Here is a 21,437-nt window from a genome sequence, read left to right as displayed (position 1 = left end):
CTCTATGAGCCGCTATCGAAACTCAAATAATCAGCGAGCAGAAGCGATTTTCCGATTTTCTTAAAGTCGCGGGGCACGGAGGCGATTGTTCAATGGCATCGAGGGGGCCTCGGGCTGGATACATGTAAACTTCCCCTTGCCGACGATACGTCAAGGACTGAATCATCCTCCGTTCATGCGCCGATGTAGTCAGGGTGCCGTCTACCGGAAGTAAAGGTCACTACACGGTCCGGCATAGCGGACATCGAGCGATGACCAGTCTTTAAAGACAAGCCGTTTTACCAGTCCCAAGTCTTGCGCGCGGAGCACAGCGCTCCGGTTCACAAATACGCCGGGGCATTCGTCCGGAAGAATCAACTGCATCAGTGGACCGAACTTTTGCATCGCGTCGTAAAAGCTAGGTTCGCGTGAAGGGCTTGTCACACCCAGCCAATAAACCAGGGCAATGACGGGGTCCTTTGAGTCCCGCGCGAGAAAGCGCAGCGTTGGATTTGTTTGAGTGTACAACTCGGGTTCAATGACTGGCACTTCGCGCATGTGGTCTCCGTTCGTTCACGTACTGATATCGAGAGCTGAGGCTCGGCGAGGTTCTTGTCTCCGCGTGCCGACTCAAATGCGTCCCGAGCGGGTCGCGTAGGTCCATGCCGGGGCGCGGTCGAAGAAATAGTCCAACGCAATGAAAGCTTTGAGCGGACCTTCCGGCTGCTCGGTGGCGAGGTCAGCGGTGTGGAGACCGCAGCGCGCGGGGCATGCGCTGGCGATGCGGCGGTATCCTTGATGCGAGGTCGAAACAACCGTTTCCATGTGACGTGTCTCCCAGATTTTTACCCTTCGTCGTTGCGAAGGTGTCTTACATGTTCGGACCAAGGTGAAATCACTTTCACAGGAAGACGTTACCTATGTGTGACAGTCCATCTATCGCGCGGTCGCGTGGGTGTCGATTCTGCGGGAAACAGCCTGTTTTCAGAACCAGTGTTTACGCGATATCGCTAAACATGAGGGCGCAAAGGCGTGTTGGCCAATGACAACGAGGAGGAGCGTGAAGACGAAGCTCGCCGTATTACGGGCCGCACGCAGGGCCGCCTCGCGCTTTCGGTTAATTCATTTAGCCACACGGATTCCACGTCCGAACCGAGGTTCAGCGCATCGGTGACACTCGGCGCGCGGGGCGCCTGGAAGCGTGCAGAGCCAAGGGCCGCCATCTGCGTGACCGAGCGTACGGCTCATCGCTTCCTGCGCAAATATCGATGGGTGCCTCTGGCAGTTTGGAAACCATGACGCAGTTCCTGCCCGCGTCCAAATCAATCAACGCGACTGCGAGTGGGAGATTCGAACAGACAGACGTGGAAATCGCATGTTGCAGGTGCGACAACGTGTGCCTACGATTGGCGAGACAAGTTAAAGGGTCCGTCTGGGCCTCTTGCATCGCTCGGTCGCGGGCTTGAACTAAGGCCAGCTCATTTTGTTTCAGTTCAGAAATCTCCGAGCCAACAACGATGATCCAGCCTGTTTCGAAAAAGGTTTCCGTCACCCAAAACCAGCGGCCGTCCGAGGTCAGTGGCAAAGGTACGTTGTCCGGGTTGCCTACGCCGGCGGGTTTGTGTATCAGCAATGAATTCGAGCGCATTCCCGCGGTCGATGCGTGGACCACACCGGTGAATGACAGCGTGCAAAATGAGCTCAGAGAACGTCATGTTCTGCGTGGCGCCGTCAAGGTGAAACGCATGGTTAAAGGTTGAATTTGAGAATACAAGGCGGTCATCAGCGTCGTAGGCCGCGATGAGCATGTGGCTGCCATCTAGAGCGCTGAGCAGTGCGACTTGCGCAGCGTCACAAACGACATCTCGTATTAGGTTCATGGTCGTCTCGTGTCCTCACTGTGCGGCTATTGACGCTATGCTTTCTTCTTGAGTTGCTCACTTAACTCCAGAACAGGTTTCAGAAAACGATGCCACGTTGACTCGAGCATGTGAGCTTTGTCCTTGCACGTACCGACCGCATCGGTGCGGCCCGGCCGTACTCTAAATTCGCGTCGCGTCCTCATACAGATTAGTATGTCTGACGAATGGCGCATACCCTGATAGGCGGCCCAGGTACTCGCCAGGGAATGCCTCTGCTCACGAAGGCAAAACCCTGGCCGACGATGACACCGCCACTTCTAATCCTGTTACAGGTCCTCAATGTCTAATTTCATTGGCCTATTTACTTCGATACCAGTGGAGCGCGGGTGGCATCGTACCAGCGCGTTAGCCGTATATGTTGAATGGCCGTTATCAGCAAATCCGAAGGACCACTCCGGATGGCGAACGGTCTCTCGAAGGCAACGAGCGCCGCCGGCGAGGAGATGTGGAGCGGTTAATATGGGTGATCAATCTCGATAAGTGATTGAATTAACAGGAATGACGACGACCTGCAAAGTCGCTTTGATCGAAGCGTCACACAGTCAACAAGTCATCGACAACCCGTCGCCCCGCGCTATAACCACTCATGAGCGCATCGATTTCGCTGACAAATGGCTTGCCTTGTGATTCGCCGAAGCGCAGTGGGGAGAAGAGGGCGACAGCGGAACCGGCCTGGCTGATCCTCACGATCGCCACGTACCCTACAGTGGCCGATGTGCCACGCACGCCCTTCCAACGGAAGTCGGTTTCAATGGCGACCGCAATGTCGAATCCTTGATACTGATAAGCGTGAATCATTGGGCTACTCGGTCTAAGCGCATACAACCAGTCGGACTGACGCCAGCATCGAGAATGCCCGTCAATGCCCGCCAATGCCCGATGCGATATCGACAGGGCTGACGCGGCCTGCATTACTTGGCGCACACTTGTGCCCTGTCGCACACGTGTAGGGTTCCACACCGGAATGAACCTGGCAGTTGGGTCGAAGTCGGACCCGTTTGTTCGGCGGTAGGTGAAACCTTCTTCTACCGCATACCGAATCCTGCGTCACCCCCATTCAGACGTGAGATGCACCAGGTGCGTCTGCACTCGCCCTTTGGGCTCCTTCCGACGTGCACGATACTAGCCCACCGGCACCTCCGCAAGCCGTCGAAAAACCCGTTCTGAAGAACAAGTCATTTAGCGTTTCTGATTGACGCCGCCATCGGGTGTCGTTTTCTGACCGCCGTTCACACCTCTCCATTCAGCCTGTCTTCCGAATACGTGGGCGCCGAGCTCTCCTGGCAGCACGCCGAAAATTGCTTGATACAAATGCTCCGTCGCTACAACGCACGGTTGAGCTAATCCTACCTTCTGTGTAGTCAGTTGTATGTTTGCGCCCCTATACAACGGCCAACCCGCCATTCCCGATCGATATATGTCAAAAGAACATCCCTGCTGCAATTAAAGGGTTCGTAAGAGAATGCCGTTATCCCTTGTAGAAGACGATTGTCTCCGACAAAAATCAGCCGACCCGATCGATAACGTTAGGTCAGGCGGCATAAGTGGCATAGCGGGGGATACATTGCACCAAGAAAAGGCACCACAATTTCGGGCCGTCGCAGCGGGCGAAGTCGTTTACTCGGAAGGGTATGCAGGAAACGCCTGCATCTACGTCATCGCCGAAGGCAAGATCGAGATCTCAACCAGATGCGATGAAAGGCGAGTGGTGCTTGCGATCCTGGGGAAAGACGAATGCTTCGGGGAATGTGCGCTGTTGCGGTCCGAGCCGCGCGGATCAACCGCTAGAGCCCTGAGCTTTTGTCGGCTGATCGTCATCGACCCAACGGCGGTCGAAGTTGAACTGGAGCGCGTGTCGCCCCTGCTTCGCCACTTGATGCGTAGCCTGATCCGCAGGAACAAGCGAGTTGACGAATTCCTCCCGGCGCACACGAATGCCGATCTTTTGCATGGCATGGTCTCCTATGCCAATTTGCTGAGTCTGATGGCGCGGGCCGAAAGCCAAGACGCACGGCGTCATCCGAGCTCGGAGAATGTGTCTATCTCATTCACCGATGCCTTCAGGCAATGCCAGGCCATAATCGGCCATCCTCGCATGCACATTATGGCAATGTTCAGACGTATGGAAACGTTGAATCTGATCGCGTTTGAAACGGCGCGTGGGGACTTCGACGACGACGTGGCCTCTCCCACGGCTGACGACACCGCCGAACGGCAGGTCATCGTTTTCAATCCCGGGCGAATCGTCGAATCATCGCAGCGGTCCGCGGACCATAGCCTTGGCATCTCGATCGTGACGGAACTGGAACAGGCCGGCTTGACGAACCTCGACGCGCTTATCGGCATCGAAAAGCAGTTGCTGCTGGACAAGCTGTCTCGCGAGCATAACGGCATCCCCACCAGTTCGAAGAAACCGCCGCGGTCCACCAACGAATACGAATCGCTGGCCGACATTGAATTCATCGACGACCGCACGCTCTTCGACACAGTCAACGCTTTCGACCCCTCCGACCTTGCCAAAATGCTTGTCTCGGCGACCAATCGCGCGGTTTCCGAGCGCCTGTTGTGGGTCATGACCAAAGCCCGGCAACACGAGGTGTCGCGGATCATTCGAAGCAATCCTATGATCGATCCGATCGAGATAGACGATATCAGTCGGAGATTCATCCGGTTGCTTAAGTCCATCAAAACCGGCGCGACAATCCCGCCCGTGCGGCTTTCTATTTAAACCTGGCGCATCACCTGTGATGCACTGTGGCAGGACCTTCTGCGAGACCGAGCGACCACAGCAGGCTCTGTTGGCGCGACCGATCAACCGCCGGGCTAAAGAATTCCTGAAATATGACGTTCTACATGAGGGTTGTGCCGAATCGACGGCCAAATTATCTACGCGTTACCGAGAAAAGGCGGCCGCTCCCAGATTTTTGAACGGCAACTAGCGGGTTGGACGTCGCTGCCGGGTCCTGGATAGATAGCTTGTTCGAAGCTGGGTTGACGTTGATCCCCGTAGCCGCGGATCGACGTCATTCCCGTCGACGCAGTTGCTATCGCCATTTAGGAAAGCGAAGCGAGGTACTAACGGAACACATACATGCGCGTTAAACATGTGCCCCATAGCGATGCCAATCAGGTCATCCGCCTTGTGTGGCCTTTCCTGATGGTAATCCTGATTCTCGTCACCCTGGCCGCCGTCAGTATCGACATCATGTCGTCGCTGCGCGCCTATATCGGCGCCGAAAGCGTTTGGTCAAAGGGCGAGAAGGACGCGACGTTTTTCTTGCACCTGTATGCAGAAAGCGGCGATGAAGTGCTGTATCAGCGGCACACTGAGGCGATGGAGGGTCTCCTGCACTTGAGGCGGGCTCGCGACATTCTTGACCGTACGCAAACCGATATGCACACGGCGGAAGACGAACTGGTCATGGGCGGCTTTGCCCGGTCGGACGTGGTGAGCGCCGCATGGGTGTATCGGATCTTTCGCCATGTCAGTTACCTCCAGGATGCAATGGACCTCTGGAAGCGTAGCGACGTTCACATGGACAAGCTGGGACAGGTCGCCAGTCGGCTTCATCGCCGGTTTTCGGACCGGTCGGGAGCTGATGTCGGACTCGTAGAGCTGCAAAAGGAAATTTTTCAGATCAACGAAGATGTTGCGCCGCTTTCCCGAGGCTTTTCTTACGAGTTGAGTTCGACGTTTCGCAAGGTCGCATTCCTGTTGCTCATGGTCGATCTTGCGGCCGCGACCGTGTTGATGCTGCTCACCGTCTGGCATGTCCGCCGGCTGGTGGTTCAGCGAAAACGCACCGAGAGGGCTTTGCGGCACAGCGAAGCGCGAGCCAAGGCCACGCTGGGCTCGATCGGAGAGGCGGTGATTGCGACAAGTCTGTCGGGAGAGATTGAGTTCATCAACCCCGCAGCTGAACGTATCCTTTGCACGACGAGCGCTTTATGTCTGGGGCGCCCGTTTTCCGATGCCTTTTCCCTGCTGTACGAACGCTCACGCGAACCAGAGAAAATGCTCGCCAAGCTCGCTAGCGACCGCTTGCCAGGGGATCATCTCGACGACCAGTTCGTTGAGATGATCCTTGTCTCTTATAGCGGTATCGAAGTCCATGTAAGGGCCGTGGTGTCGCGCATCACCGGATCGCCTTTTTACCTGAGTGACGTGGACGGTTCAAACGACGGGCATCATGGTTACGTGATCATCCTGCGAAACATGACACGCGAGAAAGAGTACATAAGAAGCCTCGCGTGGCAAGCATCACACGATAGTCTTACCGACCTGGTCAATCGCTCGGAGTTCGAACGACAGCTCGCTGCTTCACTCGCTGACGTGAAGCACCTCAATGTCGCGGTGTACGACGTGTTGCTGGTGTTTGACCTCGACCGCTTCAAGATCGTCAACGACACCTGCGGTCATGCTGCGGGCGATGGCATGCTTCGCGCAATCTCGACTCATCTGTCGAAAATCTTCCGTGCAGGGGACACCTTTGGGCGGCTGGGCGGCGATGAATTCGGTGCATTGCTCAGAGGGTACGATCGGGCGCGGGCCATGACATTGGCCGATGAGCTCCTGCACTCGGCGAATACATTCTGCTATCAATGGGAAGCACAGCAGTTCAAGACGAGCCTGAGCATCGGGCTTCTGGTGCTGGACGAGCCGGGCATCACGGCAGAATCGGCGATGCACCTGACCGATATTGCTTGCTTCGTTGCTAAGGAGCGAGGCAGAGATCGCATTCAAGAGGCTGACCTGAATGATAGCGACCTTGCCACTCATGCTAACGAAGCGTCCTGGGCGCGACGTCTGAAGCATGCACTCGAACATGACCTGTTTTGTCTTTATGCACAGCCGATTCGCAACCTTCATACGGGAGACCAGCAGGTGGGCGGTCTGAACAAGGTCGAATTGCTGCTCCGCATGATCGACACGCAGGGCGGCCCGGCCATCACCCCCGACAAGTTCATACCTGCTGCCGAACGCTACGGCCTGATGACTACTATAGATCGCTGGGTCGTGCGCACGGCGTTGCGTGCTCTCTCACGCACTCCGGCCAAGCAATATAGCGAGTATGCAATCAACCTTTCCGGAGCTTCTGTCGGCGACGCACGTTTCTTGCACTACGTTGTCGAACAGATTAGGGAGAATGGTATTGCCGCACACTTGTTGTGCTTTGAAATCACCGAAACAGCGGCAATCAGCAACCTCCTGTCCGCTGTGCACTTCATGAATGAACTGAGTATTCTAGGTTGCCATTTCGCGTTGGACGATTTTGGCGCTGGCATGTCGTCGTTCGGATATCTAAAACACCTTCCGGTCGACTATCTGAAGATCGACGGTGCATTCGTCAAAAATCTACCTCAAGACACCGTCAGTCAGGATATGGTCATCGCGATCAATGACATTGGGCACTCATTAGGATGTCAAACTATTGCGGAATATGTTGAAAACGCAGATATCGTAGAATTGCTCAAGAAGTATGGTGTCGATTATGCGCAAGGTTATTTTATTGGGCGCCCCGCTCCCTGGACCGAGCCCCAGCGCTTAATTTCCGTTGAGCCGACTGTGGTTCCATAATCGAATATCGGCTCTTCTTCTCGACGAGGCCTCGATTGCATCGGGGTCTTATTGTCTGAACAATAATATTCCGATATTTTATATAAAGTGTGCGCTGCTTAATATTGCTGATACATTATCTCTGCAAAACTTGCATAGTCTATCCACCCGGATATCCGACTTCGCTTGAGCGTTGTCGATAAATGCGAGCCCCTCCTGCGAGATGAACCTATGAGCACTGATTTTATTCGATCCGGCGAATTGAAAGACATCAAAAGTTATCCGGAATGGTTGCAGGGCGTAGTCGCAGACTGCGAAGAACAAAAGTCAGTTGCACTTGGCCATCCATTCTGCAGGGCGATGAAGGACGCAACGCTGGACATTGAAAGCACACATCGTTTCCTGGCTGGTTTTTTTCCGGTGATCGAGCAGTTCCCGCAGTTCATGGCGTCGAACTTGATGAAGGCCCGATTTGGGACGTCGCGGGGCGAGACGATGGCTCGTTCCTATCTCATTCAAAACATTCGCGTAGAGAACATGCACGCGAAGCATTGGCTTCAGTGGGCGTCGGCGTCAGGCCTCACGATGCACGAAGTCTTGAATAAGGAAGTGCCCAGCGAAATGCACGCGCTTGCGCATTGGTGTGGGCACGTCAGCGTGATTGACGACCTCGCGGTAGCCATGGCGGCCACGAACTATGCGGTCGAGGGTGCAACGGGCGAGTTCTCCTGCATGGTTTGCTCGGAAGATACTTACGCACTTACGTTTCCCGAACCGATCCGCAAATCGGCCATGCGGTGGCTTCATGTGCACGCGCATTACGATGATGAGCATCCGTGGATGGCACTTGACATTATCGCAACGCTGCTTGGAACCAATCCGTCGCCGGAGTCGATCACCAGGGTACGCAATGCGATCCGCAAGAGCTATGACTATTTACGCATGACTCTCGACTACGCCCACCGCGAACCCGCGAAAAAAGAGGTGGCAACGAGGGCGAACAGCTGGTTGCAGGTTTCTTCGACCCCTGAAACTGTCTGATGGCCTTTGGGCGTGGCTGCGAATGTGGTCTACGACAAATGCGAGCCATCGCTGATCACAGGTATCGCGCGCGAGGTGATGACGAGCCACGCCGTCGATGCGGATCGCGTCTATGTCGCGGGTTTGTCTGCGGGAGGCACAATGGAGGCGATCATGATTCACACTTACCACGAACTATCCTCGTCGCCTCTGCCCGCGGCACCACCTTTACCGGTATTGATCTCACCGCGCCCGCGTCTTCCGCCCAGTTCAATCGCCGCGAAGCACGTTCTCCGGATCGGCGAAATCAGCTTTTTTCATAGTGACGAACTGCGAGCGAAGGAAAGTACGCTGCTAGCAGGGCAAGCTGACGGTTAATCCAGTACACGTTCAGACGCACGCTAAGTTGGTTTCGAAGCACGAATGACGATGCCTTCGTCGCCGGCGAGTAGCAGGCTGGGTCCTTCGATTCGCTTGCCCTCATGACCTTCCGTGGTCGACAACAGCAGGGTTCCCTCGGGCGCTTCCACCGGCGCATCCGCACCGGCCATGTTCAACGCGATAAAAAGCCGGTCGCCGCCCAGGCGGCGTTCATAGGTGTGTACGTTCCCGCTGGATACAACCCGTTCCATCGCTCCTTCCACCAATGCCCGTTCGCTTCTGCGCAACGCAAGCAAGCATCTGTAAAACGTCAACATCGACGATGCCTTGCCATCCTGATGAACGACGTTGATGCCATCGCCACCGCTTATTGGCAACCACGGCACACCGCTCGAAAAGCCGGCGTTCGGCGACCCGTCCCATTGCATGGGCGTTCGTTCCGGGTCGCGGCCCTGACCGATGCCGGGCTGTCGCAGCTCGGCAGGATCCTGCACGCGATCGGGTGGAATCACTCCATCGGCCATGGCGATCTCATCGCCGTAGTAGAGCGTGGGCGTGCCGCGCAGGGTTAGCAGCAACATTGCGGCGACTCGCGCCTGGCGCGGGCCGATGCGCGACGCGACACGCCGGTTGTCGTGATTACCGAGCACCCAGTTCGGCCATGCATGCAAAGGAAGCGCGTGGTCGTATTCGGAAACGATCCGCGCAATCTCCGTCGCGTTCCAGGGCGCGTTTATAAGTTGAAAGTTGAACGGCATGTTCGTACCGTCGCCGTTCGGTCCGTAGTAGCTGACAAGTTGAGGCACGGGCAAATAAATCTCGCCGATAAGGACGCGCTCGCCGTATTCGTCGAGGGTCGCGCGCATCGACCGGACGATGTCATGGACTTCGGGTTGATCTTCCGTATAGGTCTGCAATTGCCGATGATGATCGGGTTCGCCGGCCTTGAACTGCGGGTTCGGCGGATTGTCGCGGAAAAGAGCGTCCTTGATCAGCAACCAAAGCACATCGACGCGAAAGCCATCGACGCCGCGATCCAGCCAGAACCGCAAGACACGGTCCATCGCCGTGCGTACGTCGGCATTGCGCCAGTTGAGATCGGGCTGCTCGCGCAGGAACGCGTGATAATAATATTGGCCGGTGACGGTGTCCTTTTCCCAAGCCGAACCGCCCATGCGACTTAGCCAGTTGTTCGGTGGTCCGCCATCGGGCGCGGGATCGCGCCACAGATACCAGTCGCGCTTGGGGTTATCGCGTGATGAGCGGCTGTCCATAAACCACGGATGCTTGTCGGAGGAATGATTGGGAACAAAATCAAGCAAGACCTTCAGGCCCAGTTCATGCGCATGTACCACGAGCCGGTCAAAGTCGCCGAGCGTTCCGAACACCGGCGCGATGGCGCAATAGTCGGCGACATCGTAGCCGAAGTCGACCATCGGCGACGGGTAGACCGGCGAGATCCATATGGCGTCCACGCCAAGCGCTCTGAGGTAGTGCAGACGCGCCGTGATGCCCGCAAGATCGCCGACTCCGTCGCCGTTTTCGTCCTGAAAAGATCGCGGATAAACCTGATAGATCACGCCTCGCTGCCACCACGCCAAGTCTGACATTGCCGTTCCTCTATTCGTTTCGAGCAGGTTGCAACCAACGAGGAGACTGAATGCTAAACGATCTCTGGTACAAAAATGCAGTCGTCTATTGTCTCTCGGTCGGCACGTTTATGGACGCGAACGGCGACGGCGTTGGGGACTTCCAGGGCCTTATCCGCCGCCTTGATTATCTGCAAGGCCTCGGAATTACCACTATCTGGCTGATGCCGTTCCAGCCGTCGCCCGGCCTTGATAACGGCTACGACATCTCGGACTACTACAACGTCGATCCCCGCTACGGCACGCTCGGCGATTTCGCCGAATTCGCGCATGCCTGTCATCAACGCGGCCTGCGAGTCATGATCGATCTCGTGGTCAACCACACGTCCGATCAGCACGCATGGTTCCGCGAAGCACGTAGCGATCCTGACTCGAAATATCGCAACTGGTATGTGTGGTCCGACAAGAAGCCGCGTAACGCCAAGGACGGAATCGTGTTCCCCGGCGTCCAGAAGTCGACGTGGACGTACGACAAGCAGGCAGCACTTTGGTACTTTCATCGTTTTTACGATTTTCAGCCCGACTTGAATACGGCAAACCCGCATGTACAAGCGGAAATACTGAAAGTGATGGGCTTCTGGATCCAACTTGGCGTGTCGGGTTTCCGGATGGACGCCGTACCCTTCGTAATATCGACGAAGGGCGCCAAGGTCGGGAAACCGGTCGAGCAGTACAACATGCTGCGAACCTTCCGGGAGTTCTTGCAGTGGCGCAAGGGGGACGCGATCATCCTTGCCGAGGCGAACGTGTTGCCCGATACCGACCTGGAATATTTTGGCGATGACGGCGAGCGCCTTCAGATGATGTTCAATTTTCAGGTCAACCAAAATACGTTCTACACACTCGCAAGCGCGGACACGGCACCGCTGAAGAAGGCGCTGATGGCGACCCGGCCTCGACCACCGACGGCGCAGTGGGGCGTGTTCCTGCGCAACCATGATGAACTCGATCTCGGTCGCCTGACGCCTGACCAACGCGCCACCGTGTTCGCGGCCTTCGGTCCGGATCCGGACATGCAGCTTTACGAAAGAGGCATCCGCAGAAGAATTGCGCCGATGCTCTCGGGCGACCGGCGACGTCTTGAACTCGCTTACAGCCTGATGCTGACGCTGCCGGGGACCCCAGTAGTCCGATACGGCGATGAAATCGGCATGGGTGACGATCTGCGCCTGCCGGAACGTGAATGCGCCCGCACGCCGATGCAGTGGTCCACCGAGCCACACGGAGGCTTCACTCAGCACGCGCGGCCGGTCGCGCGAGTCATTTCGGGTGGTCCGTACGGTTACGAACGGGTCAATGTTGCGGATCAGCGGCGCGATCCCAACTCGTTCCTGAACTGGACGGAGCGCATGATCCGCATGCGTCGAGAGGTCCCGGAGATCAGTTGGGGCGACTTCGCGGTTTTACGCGCTTCCCGCAACGATGTGCTCGCCCTGCGCTACGACTGGCGTAACAATTCGGTCTTGTGCGTGCATAACTTCAGCGCCGAGGCGTGCACGGTAAAGTTCAAGTCGGGCTGTGCGAATCCCGGCGAGGACATCCTTGTCAACCTTCTGTCCGACGACCACAGCCAAGTGGCCGCCGATGGCCGCCATAGCGTCGTTCTCGAGCCTTACGGTTATCGGTGGTATCGCATGGGTGGGCTCGATTACTTGCTCAAGCGCAGCGAAGTCTAATGTGCGCGGTGTCATTGTTCGCTGTCGGGAGCAGGTAGCGAAGAGCTGACACGGGGGCTGCTACCGAACGCATTTGGGAATGCGCTTGGAAAACCACGCATGTATTCCGGCTTACGGATGTTGGAGGCAAAGAACTTCAGAAACTGGATGTCGGCCTGTTCATCTTGGCAACGACCACCGGTAGTGGTTCCTGCAATCGAATTGCCAGTGCGGCGTCATGCATACGCCGCTCCCGGTCTTGTATGTGCGTGGTGGTGTGTTGCGTCAAAGGGCTGTGGAGTTAATGCAGGGTTCGAGAGCCACGACTCACGTCAGCATTTTCGACCTGCTCAAGGATGTTCACGCGGCACTCTGCCTTGATCTGGTTCGCCGCATTCTGCGTGACACGGAAACGATCCTGGGACAATGGGAGGCATTCGCTCTCACCTTATTGCCAGCAGCATCAAACATGAAATCGCTGGCGTTGCGGGACCATGCGCAACAGATATGTGCCGCACGATCAAAGCGACACCGCCCGGCGAATTTAGCTGGCTGGTCGGGCGTATCTTCGCGAACGACAGCTGATTAAAAAATCCCGAAAAGAAAAGCCTGCGCAAGCGCAGGCAAAAAGGTCGCTAGCTCCGAGGGCGCTGTCAGGTTGTTGGGCCGATCACGTAAAATGGCGTGGTGAAGAAATCGCAATCAAGGGACAAAATTCTAGTATTCGTCTGCACAGCCGGCGGGGCATTCGTCTTGTTCCCAAAGAAAGTAGGCCCTCTTGTGAAGACGAATATTCGAATCGCGTTCTTCAGTTCGAGGTACAGTGATTCGTCAAAAAAATCTCTCCCTCCTTGTAAGAGCGGATTGATTCAGACGGCGCGCGTCAGCTTCCAGCATTTGAGCAAACCACCACTGAGTTAGTCAACGCTGGCCCGCAGTTGGCCCCAGCACCGCTGTCAATAGGGTTTCTTTATTCCGCTGGCTGATGAGGCGGGAGCGTCCATCGTCCCCGTATTTATTTTCGGCTGCGCACGGTCTGACGACGTTCCCGTCGTGCTCGAACCCGACGTCCCCGACGTTGAACCGGTAGTGCCGTTTCCATTTGGCGTCGCTATTCCCGTTCCACCTTGTCCAGCGCCGTTGCCTCCCGCGGTGCCGCCGGCGCCGCCCGTACCAGCGGCACCACCAGCGCCTGCACCCTGTGCGAAAGCGGCACCGTAAACCCCCAAAATTAACGCTGATACCAATAATCTCTTTGTGACGACTCGCATAATAGTCTCCTTTACCCATGACCGGAGAGTGGCGCAACAGGCACATCCCGTGGTATATCCGTCGCAATCGCTATGCCACCGCGGCCCAAAGTGTGAGGCTCCCCGCCAAGGTCGGGACGACTCCTATCAACGCTTGGCGCTTCCAAGAAGCCTCCCAACGGAAGCGTTGCTTGCGCCATGACTGGTTGTGACCAGGTCGAGGTTAATAATGCAGATAAAGAGGATTGCGAAATGTGAATGGCCGAGCAGGAGACACAAGGAAGTGTTTAAACACGCTTGGAAAAGAGGAGCGGATACCGATGAGCGTGCTCCTGGAAATCAGAGTCAGACCGGAGGGTAGACATCGAGTCGCCCAACGAGATACGTCTGACGCGAACTCGGCATTCTGTACCGCCGACAGCTCGGGTACGCTGTTTGCGCATTTAAAAGGGCAACTTTTTTCAACTTTTTTTAAGGAGGTGAATCATGGGCTCAATCAACCCGCAAGGTGGCACCCGAGGCGGCGCCGACATCGTTGGCGGTGGCATCGGCGAAGGGCCGGGGCCGGACATCATGGCAGCAGCGACGCTCGACGGGAACAAGGTGATGTCGTCGGACGGCGAGCATGTGGGAAAAATTTCAGACATCATGCTGGACGTCCGTGGTGGGCGCATTGCCTATGCGGTCCTGTCCGAGGGCGGCTTCCTCGGGATGGGGTCTAAACTACATGCCATTCCGTGGAATGCGTTGACTCTGGACACGGCGGAGAAATGCTTCTATGTCGACATTGCAGCGCAACGTCTGAAGGACGACCCAGGTTTCGACAAGGACCACTGGCCGTCTATGGCAGATGAGACCTGGGGAACTTCAACGCACAGCTACTACAATCGGCAACCGTACTGGCAAGCGACCAAGGACGTGGTGGAGCATGACCCTGCCGTTAGGCCGCTCGAGCACTGAAAACCGGCAGAAGTAAGCCGTCCGAGCCACAAGACCAGCCGGTCGATAAAGCGTCTGGGCCACCAAGTTGTCCCGCGGTGGCCCAGACGTACCGGAACGCAGGTGCGACGGCTGGCTTAGTGCAAAGAAATGTCCATCGCTCGACTTGCTGGGGTACAGCGGTTGAGGAAGTTTCGCACTATAGAGCTCTCTTAACATGGTGTACTGAGTATGCTCGTTTAGCACGAGGCCCGTTGCTAAACAATAACGAACAATGATTCGGGCCGCCTATGTGAAAGCGACAATTCTTTCGCACGACGCAGAGCCCAGTGGGGCCGACTCCTCGGAAGTGCATCGGTTCGCTTTCATCCTTGACGACGGTCAAACGCTGCCCCGATGGGGGTCATCTCTTTGCGCACCGCTCGGGTGTTAGTCGCCGAGTTAACAGACGCTGATGCGTTCGTAAGAATGTTGGGCGAGATCGTCCGGACCGAGCCAGCCGATTATGATTCTTTACCCGGACAAGTCTTTGCCGACGGCAACGCGGCGCGCCCGAACGCCGAACCGCTTCAGCCGTGAGATAAGCCGGCCCGAAGGGAACGCTACCGCTCCCGGAGGGGTCGCCCCATGTAGCCTTGCATTTGATGGCCCACCAAGTCGGAAAGAATGCCCGGCCAAGAGGGTCGTGAAGACGAAAGGTGGGCGCTGCGTAAATTACGGTTTTCGCATCGGCCGCCTTGCGCGCCGCTCGCGACTTCCCTTCGCGGTGAAATCCGCTTCGCTCGCGCAGCGCAGGTAGTCGTTGATGTCCGCTGATCCGACGGTGCGGCGTGTGCCGTCTTCGTCGAGATACTGGAAGAGGTCGTGGCCCGGCAATTCGGCACAGCGCCGCACGATGCGCTTGACGCGCGGATTGTCCATCGTGACGTCATGATCGATGCCGCTCTTGCCGCGGAACCTGAAGCGCAATTGGGCCGCTTCGATCTTCAGATGTTTCTTGCGCAAGGTCGTCAGTCCATACGACTGGTTATCGCGTGCGTATTCGACACTGCCGATGCGGATGAGCGTCGTGTCGAGCAACTGCACGGTTGCGGCGACTACCTTGTCGCACGGCATGCCCGGTAACTTCTGGTCGCGTGCGACACGTCTGCGGATCTTCGGCAACGCGCGGCCGAACGCGGCCATGCGCTCGTATTTGTTGACGCCGCGCGTCTCGCGCCAACGCGGGTGATAGCGGTACTGCTTGCGGCCGCGCGCGTCACGGCCGGTGGCCAGCGTTGATGCGAGCAATTTCGCGTGCGTCATCGATGCGTTCGCCGCTCACGTCGAAGTATGCGAAGCCATCTTTTTCACGCCTGCGCGTGTAGCCGGGCCTGGTGTCGTCCGAATGCCGCAGACCGGGCGGCATCACGGCAGGGGCAGCTTGCTGGGAGATGTTGTATATGGGGCGCTGGGTCGGGCCGGTCGTGGCAGCCATCGTTGCAGGTAGAAATTTCAAGCGGGAGGCGCGGATTGTGCCGGTGTCTCGCTTGAAGCAATGGTGGCGCCCGGCGCGCGTACCGTGCGCCGCGGGAATGCGCGGGCGGAACAGTCCTTGCGACGGCTCGCAACGGGTACTGGATAAATGAAGGAGAGCGCCATGAGCAGCACGCTGAATCCGACGAGGAACCGCAACAGCAAGTGAAGCAAACCAGCGGAACGATAGGCGCGCTCGGTCCGAGCGATTCGTCCGATAGCGGCAGCGATGTCGCCGGTGCGAAGCGTCATGAATTTGATGTCGATTCAGAACTGGACAACCACGCGCTCGAAACTGGCGACACGGATCTCGGCAGTGACACGGACCGCTCAGGCACAGGCGAGCGGGCTGCGGCCGACGGCGATTCGACGCTGGTATACGACGCCGACATTGAACCAGATCGAGTCGACGACCCATTGGCCGCCGATGATGACGGCCTCGACGAGGACCCGGCAGGTCGGTAAAGACCCTACCGGCCACGCAAATGGAGCGTCGCTTTTTGCGCGGTTTTGCGTGGGCATATCGTTGCGAACTAAGCAGGGGGCGAAGGGAACATACGGTGTCAGGCGTGCGCTCCCTGCATCTACGTTGAAGGAGAAAACACATGGCTAACACGCTGAATGGTTACAAGGTGGCGGTACTCGCAGTCGACGGCTTCGAACAGGCGGAACTGGTTGAACCGAAACGCGCGCTGGCCGACGCTGGCGCAACGGTGCACGTGATTTCAGCAAAACCCGGCAAGATTCAGGGCTTCAAGCATGTCGATAAGGGTGACGCAGTCGCGGTCGATTCGACTTTCGACAAGGCGAGCGCCGACGACTACGATGCAGTCGTTCTGCCGGGCGGGGTGGTGAACGGCGACGCGATCCGGTTGCTGCTGCAGGCCCAGGCTTTCGTCAAAGCTGCCGACAGCGCGAAAAAGCCGATCGCCGTGATCTGTCATGGCACGTGGTTGCTGGTGTCCGCAGGCATTATCAAGGGCCGCACGGTGACGAGCTGGCCGAGTCTGCAAGACGACATTCGCAACGCGGGCGGCACGTGGGTGGACAAGGAAGTGGTCGAAGACGGCAATCTGATCACGAGCCGCAAGCCTGACGATCTTCCAGCCTTCAACAAAACGCTGATTGCGCAATTGGAGAGGCGCAGGGCTGCATGAGCGCCATGTGGAAAATAAGGCGCACGCATGCACTCTGAAACGCTGCGCCGCATGTATCCGCGGCGTTTCGGTGAATACGTCGGCCAGGGAGGGGCCTGCGCCTCATAGACTGGAACCGAATGCTGTGCGGACGCACAGCTTGGGCCGTTCCGAAGTCGTGCAACCTGCGACTATCCTTATCTCGTCGCGGCCGAGCTAAGCACCGGGGTTAGCCGGTAATAATTCGGAGACCGATAAATTTTATAAGACGCGGGGTTAGCGCAACTGTTGTGCTCGAAAGCGCGTCCAGTGCCACCGCGCGGGTGGCTCATTCGGCCAGCATTTTGGCGGATACGTGCGGCGGATACCTCTCATCCTGACTAAGCATTTGCCGATTCAAATCCGTAACAAGTTCTCGCATAAGAATCTTAAAGACCACCTAATGGAAATTTTTCCTTGTACTCTGGTATTCATAGACATCGCGGCAGCAGCCAGCCCAAACAGCACCAGCACAGATCCGCTCTCTTACGCGCATCAGGCACTTTGCTTAAATAAGACCTTGCTGCATTTTGGCATGCCGCGGCTCCGCATATTTACGAATATGCCAGACGCCGTTATCTCGTGCCTTGCCACCGTCCCGGAAGCGCGACGTCCGCTGATTTATCGTCTGGCCACAAGTATCAATATCCCAAGAGACACGGGCTTCTATGCAGCGCACTTCAAGCTCGACCTGTTGGAACAAGTGAAGGGGATGCTGGCGCCCGAAACCTTGCTGATGCTACTCGACTCCGACATCGTCGCCATGCGGCCGCTGGCCGATGAGCTACTCGAGCGCTGTGCCGACGTCGGAGTGGGCGCATTCGATATCTCGGACCAGGTGTTTCCCGCTTATGGCAGCGCCCGTGTGATTAAGGATCTTGAGATCGTCGCTGGCCGGCATTTGCGTAACCCACGCTGGTATGGCGGTGAGTTCCTCGTGAGCACGCTGCCGTTTCTGAAGAGATTGGTGCCAGTCGCTCGGGCGCATTGTGAACGCTATGTCAACGAAATCGCACACCTGCAACATCACGGTGACGAGTCGTTTGTCTCCGCCGCGCTCAATACGCTTGCTGACGAAGGGCAGCAAATTGTAGAGCTTGGCGCTTATCAGGCGATCGGGCGACATTGGAGCGGCAACACCCATCGCGATTTGCGATGGTTCGAGAACTGTTGCTTTGTTCACTTGCCCGACGGGAAGGCATTGATCGAACGTGAATCGCGTTATTCGGACGTCAACACGAACCGCTTTTGGCGTGCGGTATTGGCTGCACACCTTCGCAACCGCGTACGCTTTGGCATCAAATTGTGGTTTGAGGCAAGCGCGATAGCACCAAAGTTGCGCTGGATTCCCGACGGACACGCCGTCACGTCCAGTGACGAACTGCATAGAACGCCGCGATAAGCGACAGCAGCGGGTTTTGACCATCCGTGCCTTGGATGACAGTATCGAACTCGACTGTCGCCGAGACCGATAAGGAGGATTGCGGTTCATCACCATCGACGTCTGACTGAGCTGAAAAGACTTGCACCCGCCGCAGAGCGACTGCCCCCTGGCTTAGAGATTGTCGTGCTTGACCAGAACGAAACACCGGTCGTGCCCTACAGCGGCAACGTCCAGTGGCGGTTCATCGGCCGTAGCAGGCGACGTCGACCTTGATGCGGCACGCCGCGTGCTTATGGGTGTTATGCGATGCGTATCCGGTTTACGATTCCGAGACCTCTCGAGTCGGTTGCCTCACTTTGCTTTGGTTTTGCGGGATTGGAGTCAATGATGAAGATGCTAAGCATCGACCGATTACGCCCGACCCAAATGACACACGGCATGCGGGAGGTGCGCGAGAAAACCGAGAAGTACAAGGCGCTGTCCGGTCACGAACTGGAAATGGCTATCGCCGAAAGGCCTATACCGGTCGTGTATGGCCCCAACAGTGCTCCGTTTGCGATTGACCACCATCACGTTGCTGCGGCACTTTGGCGTGCAAACGTGAAGTCTGTTCCGTTTGTCCTCGTCAGAGACCTGTCGTTTCTTCCGCAAGCAGATTTCTGGCAGACCATGGAAAACAACCGATGGACTTACCCATACGACGCGGAGGGTCGGCGCCGGCCATTTTCTGAAATGCCAGAGCACGTATGGGAGCTAGCCGACGACGAATTCCGAAGCCTCGCGGCGTCGGTTCGTGACGCTGGCGGCTACGAAAAGACGAGTGTCCCCCTAGAAGAATTTCGATGGGCTGACCTGTTCCGTTGCACCCTGCCCCGACCGAATAGCGATGACGAGTTCGAGTCGCTGGTGAAGAAAGCAATCAAATTGGCAAAAAGCGACATAGCGCTAGGTCTCCCGGGCTACCTCGGACCCGTGGACTGAGTAGTCGTAGAAGATTTAAGCTCTGGCCGCGAAGCCGGGAAGGAACAGAGAAATGGACGTTCTGATAGCGATATTCGGCGAGGGCAAGGACCTTGGCTCGCTACAGATGGCGATGCGTGCAGTCGTGGTCTTCTTCGCGGCGTTGATTTTAATCCGCATATCGGGCCGGCGGTCTTTTGGCCAGCGCTCTCCTTTCGATTATGTGGTCGCGATACTGCTGGGCGCAACGTTGAGTCGGGTGATAGTCGCAGCATCGCCGGCCACCCCGACTTTTATGGCGTCATTGGTGATTGTGCTCCTACATGGAGCGTTCGCGTGGACTTGCGTCCGATCGCGGTGGCTGGAATCGCTCGTGATAGGAGTCGAAAGAGAAGTCTATAAGGATGGCCAGTTCAATAGCAGGCAAATGTCCGCCGCCCTCATCACAAGAACGGATGTTTTCGAGACGGCGCGCCAAGAACTTAACTCACTGGACCTTGAAGACGTGCAGTCGGCCATTCTTGAACGCAATGGGCAAGTGAGTCTGATTCGCAAACGCGAAAGCGCTCATCGCAAATGACGCGCGTCTAGCTCCGGCGGAATCTACCCAGTAACCGGTGAGCTACAAAACAAGCATCCAGGGTTCCGGCAGGTCGACCGCGACAACCCATATCGCGCGTGTTAATGGTCACCGCGCCCATTGTCATTTTCATGGTCGTAGTGCCGGTCACCTCGCTGCTCGCCGCGTTGGTGGTCGTAAGCCCGATCATCTCGAGGTCCGCCGCGATTGTCTCGTGCGTCATGCCATTCCCGGTCGTTCCGGTGGCGTTCTTCCCACTCCCGGCGCTCCCAATAACGACGCCCGTCGTAGTACCTGTTGCCATACCAGCCCGGACCAATGACAACAGCGGCCTGAGGTTGGACATACACCTGTTGGGGCGCGGCGTAGACTGGCTCAGGTGCGTAGACGACACCGGGGACTTCGACGTTTACGCCAACATCGACGTGGGCGAAAGCAACGGACGATAAGCCTACGCCGAGACCGGCAACCAGTGTCATTGCGAACCTGCGGCTGCGTGAGATGCTCATAATTTTCCTTGTCATGCGTAATGTTGAGCAGGTGAATGCGCGAGCGCGTCAGGGACGGTTAATAGCGGTCGTGGTCGTGGTCATGCCCGTGATCGTGGTAGCCGCCTTCGGGCACAAAGATGCAACCGCCCAACGCGCTTCCGAGACAAACGGCCAACAGTATTAAGGCAATGGTTCTTTTCATAATTCACTCTCTCGTGTTGGTCGTCAGCGGACCATATTGAGCTGGCGGATTAAAGATTTTGTTTGCGCAGCTACCGCTGCGGTGAGAGCAGAATGTTTGCGATGACACCGGTCGCCACCGCTGCGAGGACATAGTCTCCATCGACACCAACCCAGTGATACCCGCGTGGAGGCTGATGAAGTCCATGCCCGCGCCAATCATCCACTATGTAATTTCGATCCCGGTATTCGTTGGGCAACCGATCTCCCTTGTGCCAATCCAGATGCGGGATGGGGCCGCCGCGGCGATTATCAGCCTGTTCGCCACCGTGCCAACCGTTCTCGTCAGGGCGACGTTGATCACCAGACTTGCCCCGATCGCCAGAATGCGCCTGGTCGCCATACCCGTTTTGATCATAGGGGCGGCCGTGATTCTCGGGACCACCTGCCGAGGACGGATGCCATTCTTGCGCGAATACGGTCAGCGGTGCAGCAGTTAAGGCTGCGGCCAAGAGCAGCACAACAGTTTTCGTTTTCATGCTTTAACTCTCTGAAAGAAGGTGTCTAGCCGCCGGGTGCCGGTTGGTGTGCCACGTGTGCGTCTCTTCTCGCCTCAGCATCTTCCTTGGCTTTCTTGTTGGCCATGTGTCGACCGACCAGGCACCCGCCGGCAGCGCCCAATACCGCGTGACCACTGCCGACAAAGTGCCCACCAACGCCACCAACTGCCGCGCCTTTTAGACATCCAGCTGCGTGCGATTGACCTGTCGCCAACGTTAGTGCTAAAGCTGCAAAACCCA

Annotated in this window: 17 protein-coding genes and 3 pseudogenes; 12 read left to right on the top strand and 8 right to left on the bottom strand. The window is 57.0% G+C overall.

The window, feature by feature from the left end; all coding sequences use genetic code 11:
* Positions 1-201: 201 nt before the first annotated feature.
* The gene (locus AWB69_RS31540; RefSeq protein ID WP_062090745.1) at positions 202-537 is read right to left on the bottom strand and encodes a hypothetical protein; all 336 of its coding nucleotides are present in this window, start codon (positions 535-537) and stop codon (positions 202-204) included.
* A gap of 72 nt (positions 538-609) precedes the next feature.
* Positions 610-804: a hypothetical protein gene (locus tag AWB69_RS31535; protein ID WP_062090744.1), complete on the bottom strand. Its 195-nt coding sequence runs from the start codon at positions 802-804 to the stop codon at positions 610-612.
* A gap of 692 nt (positions 805-1,496) precedes the next feature.
* Between AWB69_RS31535 and AWB69_RS49725 the strand changes: the two genes are divergently transcribed.
* Positions 1,497-1,739 (top strand): hypothetical protein, encoded by a 243-nt coding sequence (locus AWB69_RS49725; RefSeq protein ID WP_231937298.1) that lies wholly within the window; start codon positions 1,497-1,499, stop codon positions 1,737-1,739.
* Positions 1,740-2,435: 696 nt separating this feature from the next.
* Here AWB69_RS49725 and AWB69_RS31525 read toward each other — a convergent pair.
* Positions 2,436-2,699 (bottom strand): hypothetical protein, encoded by a 264-nt coding sequence (locus AWB69_RS31525; RefSeq protein WP_062090742.1) that lies wholly within the window; start codon positions 2,697-2,699, stop codon positions 2,436-2,438.
* Positions 2,700-3,465: 766 nt separating this feature from the next.
* On the opposite strand from AWB69_RS31525, the gene AWB69_RS31520 reads away from it, so the two are divergent.
* The 3 genes from AWB69_RS31520 to AWB69_RS31510 all read left to right on the top strand — a co-directional run bounded on the left by AWB69_RS31520 (position 3,466) and on the right by AWB69_RS31510 (position 8,499).
* Entirely contained in the window at positions 3,466-4,629 is a 1,164-nt protein-coding gene (locus AWB69_RS31520; protein WP_062090741.1) for a cyclic nucleotide-binding domain-containing protein, read from the top strand.
* A 363-nt stretch (positions 4,630-4,992) separates the two neighbouring features.
* Entirely contained in the window at positions 4,993-7,479 is a 2,487-nt protein-coding gene (locus AWB69_RS31515) for a putative bifunctional diguanylate cyclase/phosphodiesterase (RefSeq protein ID WP_062090740.1), read from the top strand.
* A 210-nt stretch (positions 7,480-7,689) separates the two neighbouring features.
* The gene (locus tag AWB69_RS31510) at positions 7,690-8,499 is read left to right on the top strand and encodes a TenA family transcriptional regulator (protein ID WP_062090739.1); all 810 of its coding nucleotides are present in this window, start codon (positions 7,690-7,692) and stop codon (positions 8,497-8,499) included.
* A 380-nt stretch (positions 8,500-8,879) separates the two neighbouring features.
* Here the strand turns inward: AWB69_RS31510 and AWB69_RS31500 are convergent, their stop codons facing one another.
* The gene (locus AWB69_RS31500) at positions 8,880-10,469 is read right to left on the bottom strand and encodes an alpha-amylase family glycosyl hydrolase (RefSeq protein ID WP_062090737.1); all 1,590 of its coding nucleotides are present in this window, start codon (positions 10,467-10,469) and stop codon (positions 8,880-8,882) included.
* Between the two features lie 50 nt (positions 10,470-10,519).
* Between AWB69_RS31500 and AWB69_RS31495 the strand changes: the two genes are divergently transcribed.
* Both AWB69_RS31495 and AWB69_RS49720 read left to right on the top strand, forming a co-directional pair.
* Positions 10,520-12,184 carry an alpha-amylase family protein gene (locus AWB69_RS31495; RefSeq protein ID WP_062090736.1) on the top strand — a complete coding sequence of 555 codons (1,665 nt, stop codon included), beginning with the start codon at positions 10,520-10,522 and terminating at the stop codon, positions 12,182-12,184.
* A gap of 361 nt (positions 12,185-12,545) precedes the next feature.
* Positions 12,546-12,680: pseudogene (locus AWB69_RS49720) on the top strand (sensor histidine kinase); the annotation flags it as partial.
* A gap of 200 nt (positions 12,681-12,880) precedes the next feature.
* Here the strand turns inward: AWB69_RS49720 and AWB69_RS50905 are convergent.
* Complete coding sequence (locus AWB69_RS50905; protein WP_075644025.1) at positions 12,881-12,955, bottom strand: DUF2934 domain-containing protein; 75 nt, start codon at positions 12,953-12,955, stop codon at positions 12,881-12,883.
* A 944-nt stretch (positions 12,956-13,899) separates the two neighbouring features.
* Here AWB69_RS50905 and AWB69_RS31490 point away from each other — a divergent pair.
* Positions 13,900-14,373 (top strand): PRC-barrel domain-containing protein, encoded by a 474-nt coding sequence (locus AWB69_RS31490; RefSeq protein ID WP_062090735.1) that lies wholly within the window; start codon positions 13,900-13,902, stop codon positions 14,371-14,373.
* A 729-nt stretch (positions 14,374-15,102) separates the two neighbouring features.
* Here AWB69_RS31490 and AWB69_RS31480 read toward each other — a convergent pair.
* Positions 15,103-15,829 (bottom strand): annotated as a pseudogene (locus tag AWB69_RS31480) (DNA topoisomerase IB); the annotation flags it as partial.
* 162 nt (positions 15,830-15,991) lie between these two features.
* Between AWB69_RS31480 and AWB69_RS48855 the strand changes: the two are divergent.
* From AWB69_RS48855 to AWB69_RS31455, 5 genes and pseudogenes are all read left to right on the top strand, one after another.
* Positions 15,992-16,332, top strand: a pseudogene (locus AWB69_RS48855) (chemotaxis protein).
* Between the two features lie 140 nt (positions 16,333-16,472).
* Positions 16,473-17,024 (top strand): type 1 glutamine amidotransferase domain-containing protein, encoded by a 552-nt coding sequence (locus AWB69_RS31470; RefSeq protein ID WP_062090733.1) that lies wholly within the window; start codon positions 16,473-16,475, stop codon positions 17,022-17,024.
* 421 nt (positions 17,025-17,445) lie between these two features.
* A complete protein-coding gene (locus tag AWB69_RS31465) occupies positions 17,446-18,444 on the top strand; it encodes a Clp protease/crotonase-like domain-containing protein (protein WP_197500364.1) in 999 nt (332 codons plus the stop codon).
* 369 nt (positions 18,445-18,813) lie between these two features.
* Positions 18,814-19,407, top strand: a complete 594-nt coding sequence (locus tag AWB69_RS31460; protein ID WP_062090732.1) for a ParB-like protein — start codon at positions 18,814-18,816, stop codon at positions 19,405-19,407.
* A gap of 52 nt (positions 19,408-19,459) precedes the next feature.
* Entirely contained in the window at positions 19,460-19,966 is a 507-nt protein-coding gene (locus AWB69_RS31455) for a DUF421 domain-containing protein (RefSeq protein WP_062090731.1), read from the top strand.
* Between the two features lie 101 nt (positions 19,967-20,067).
* Here the strand turns inward: AWB69_RS31455 and AWB69_RS46165 are convergent, their stop codons facing one another.
* Together AWB69_RS46165 and AWB69_RS46160 are read right to left on the bottom strand one after the other, a co-directional pair.
* On the bottom strand, positions 20,068-20,475 hold the full coding sequence (locus AWB69_RS46165) for a hypothetical protein (protein ID WP_075644021.1): 408 nt from the start codon (positions 20,473-20,475) through the stop codon (positions 20,068-20,070).
* A 254-nt stretch (positions 20,476-20,729) separates the two neighbouring features.
* Entirely contained in the window at positions 20,730-21,176 is a 447-nt protein-coding gene (locus AWB69_RS46160; RefSeq protein ID WP_075644020.1) for an RcnB family protein, read from the bottom strand.
* Positions 21,177-21,437 lie beyond the last annotated feature (261 nt).

Source organism: Caballeronia udeis (genome assembly GCF_001544555.2).
In the GTDB taxonomy this organism is placed as follows: Bacteria; Pseudomonadota; Gammaproteobacteria; order Burkholderiales; family Burkholderiaceae; genus Caballeronia; species Caballeronia udeis.
Note: the sequence above shows the minus strand (reverse complement) of the source record. Positions and strands in the feature narration are given on the sequence as shown.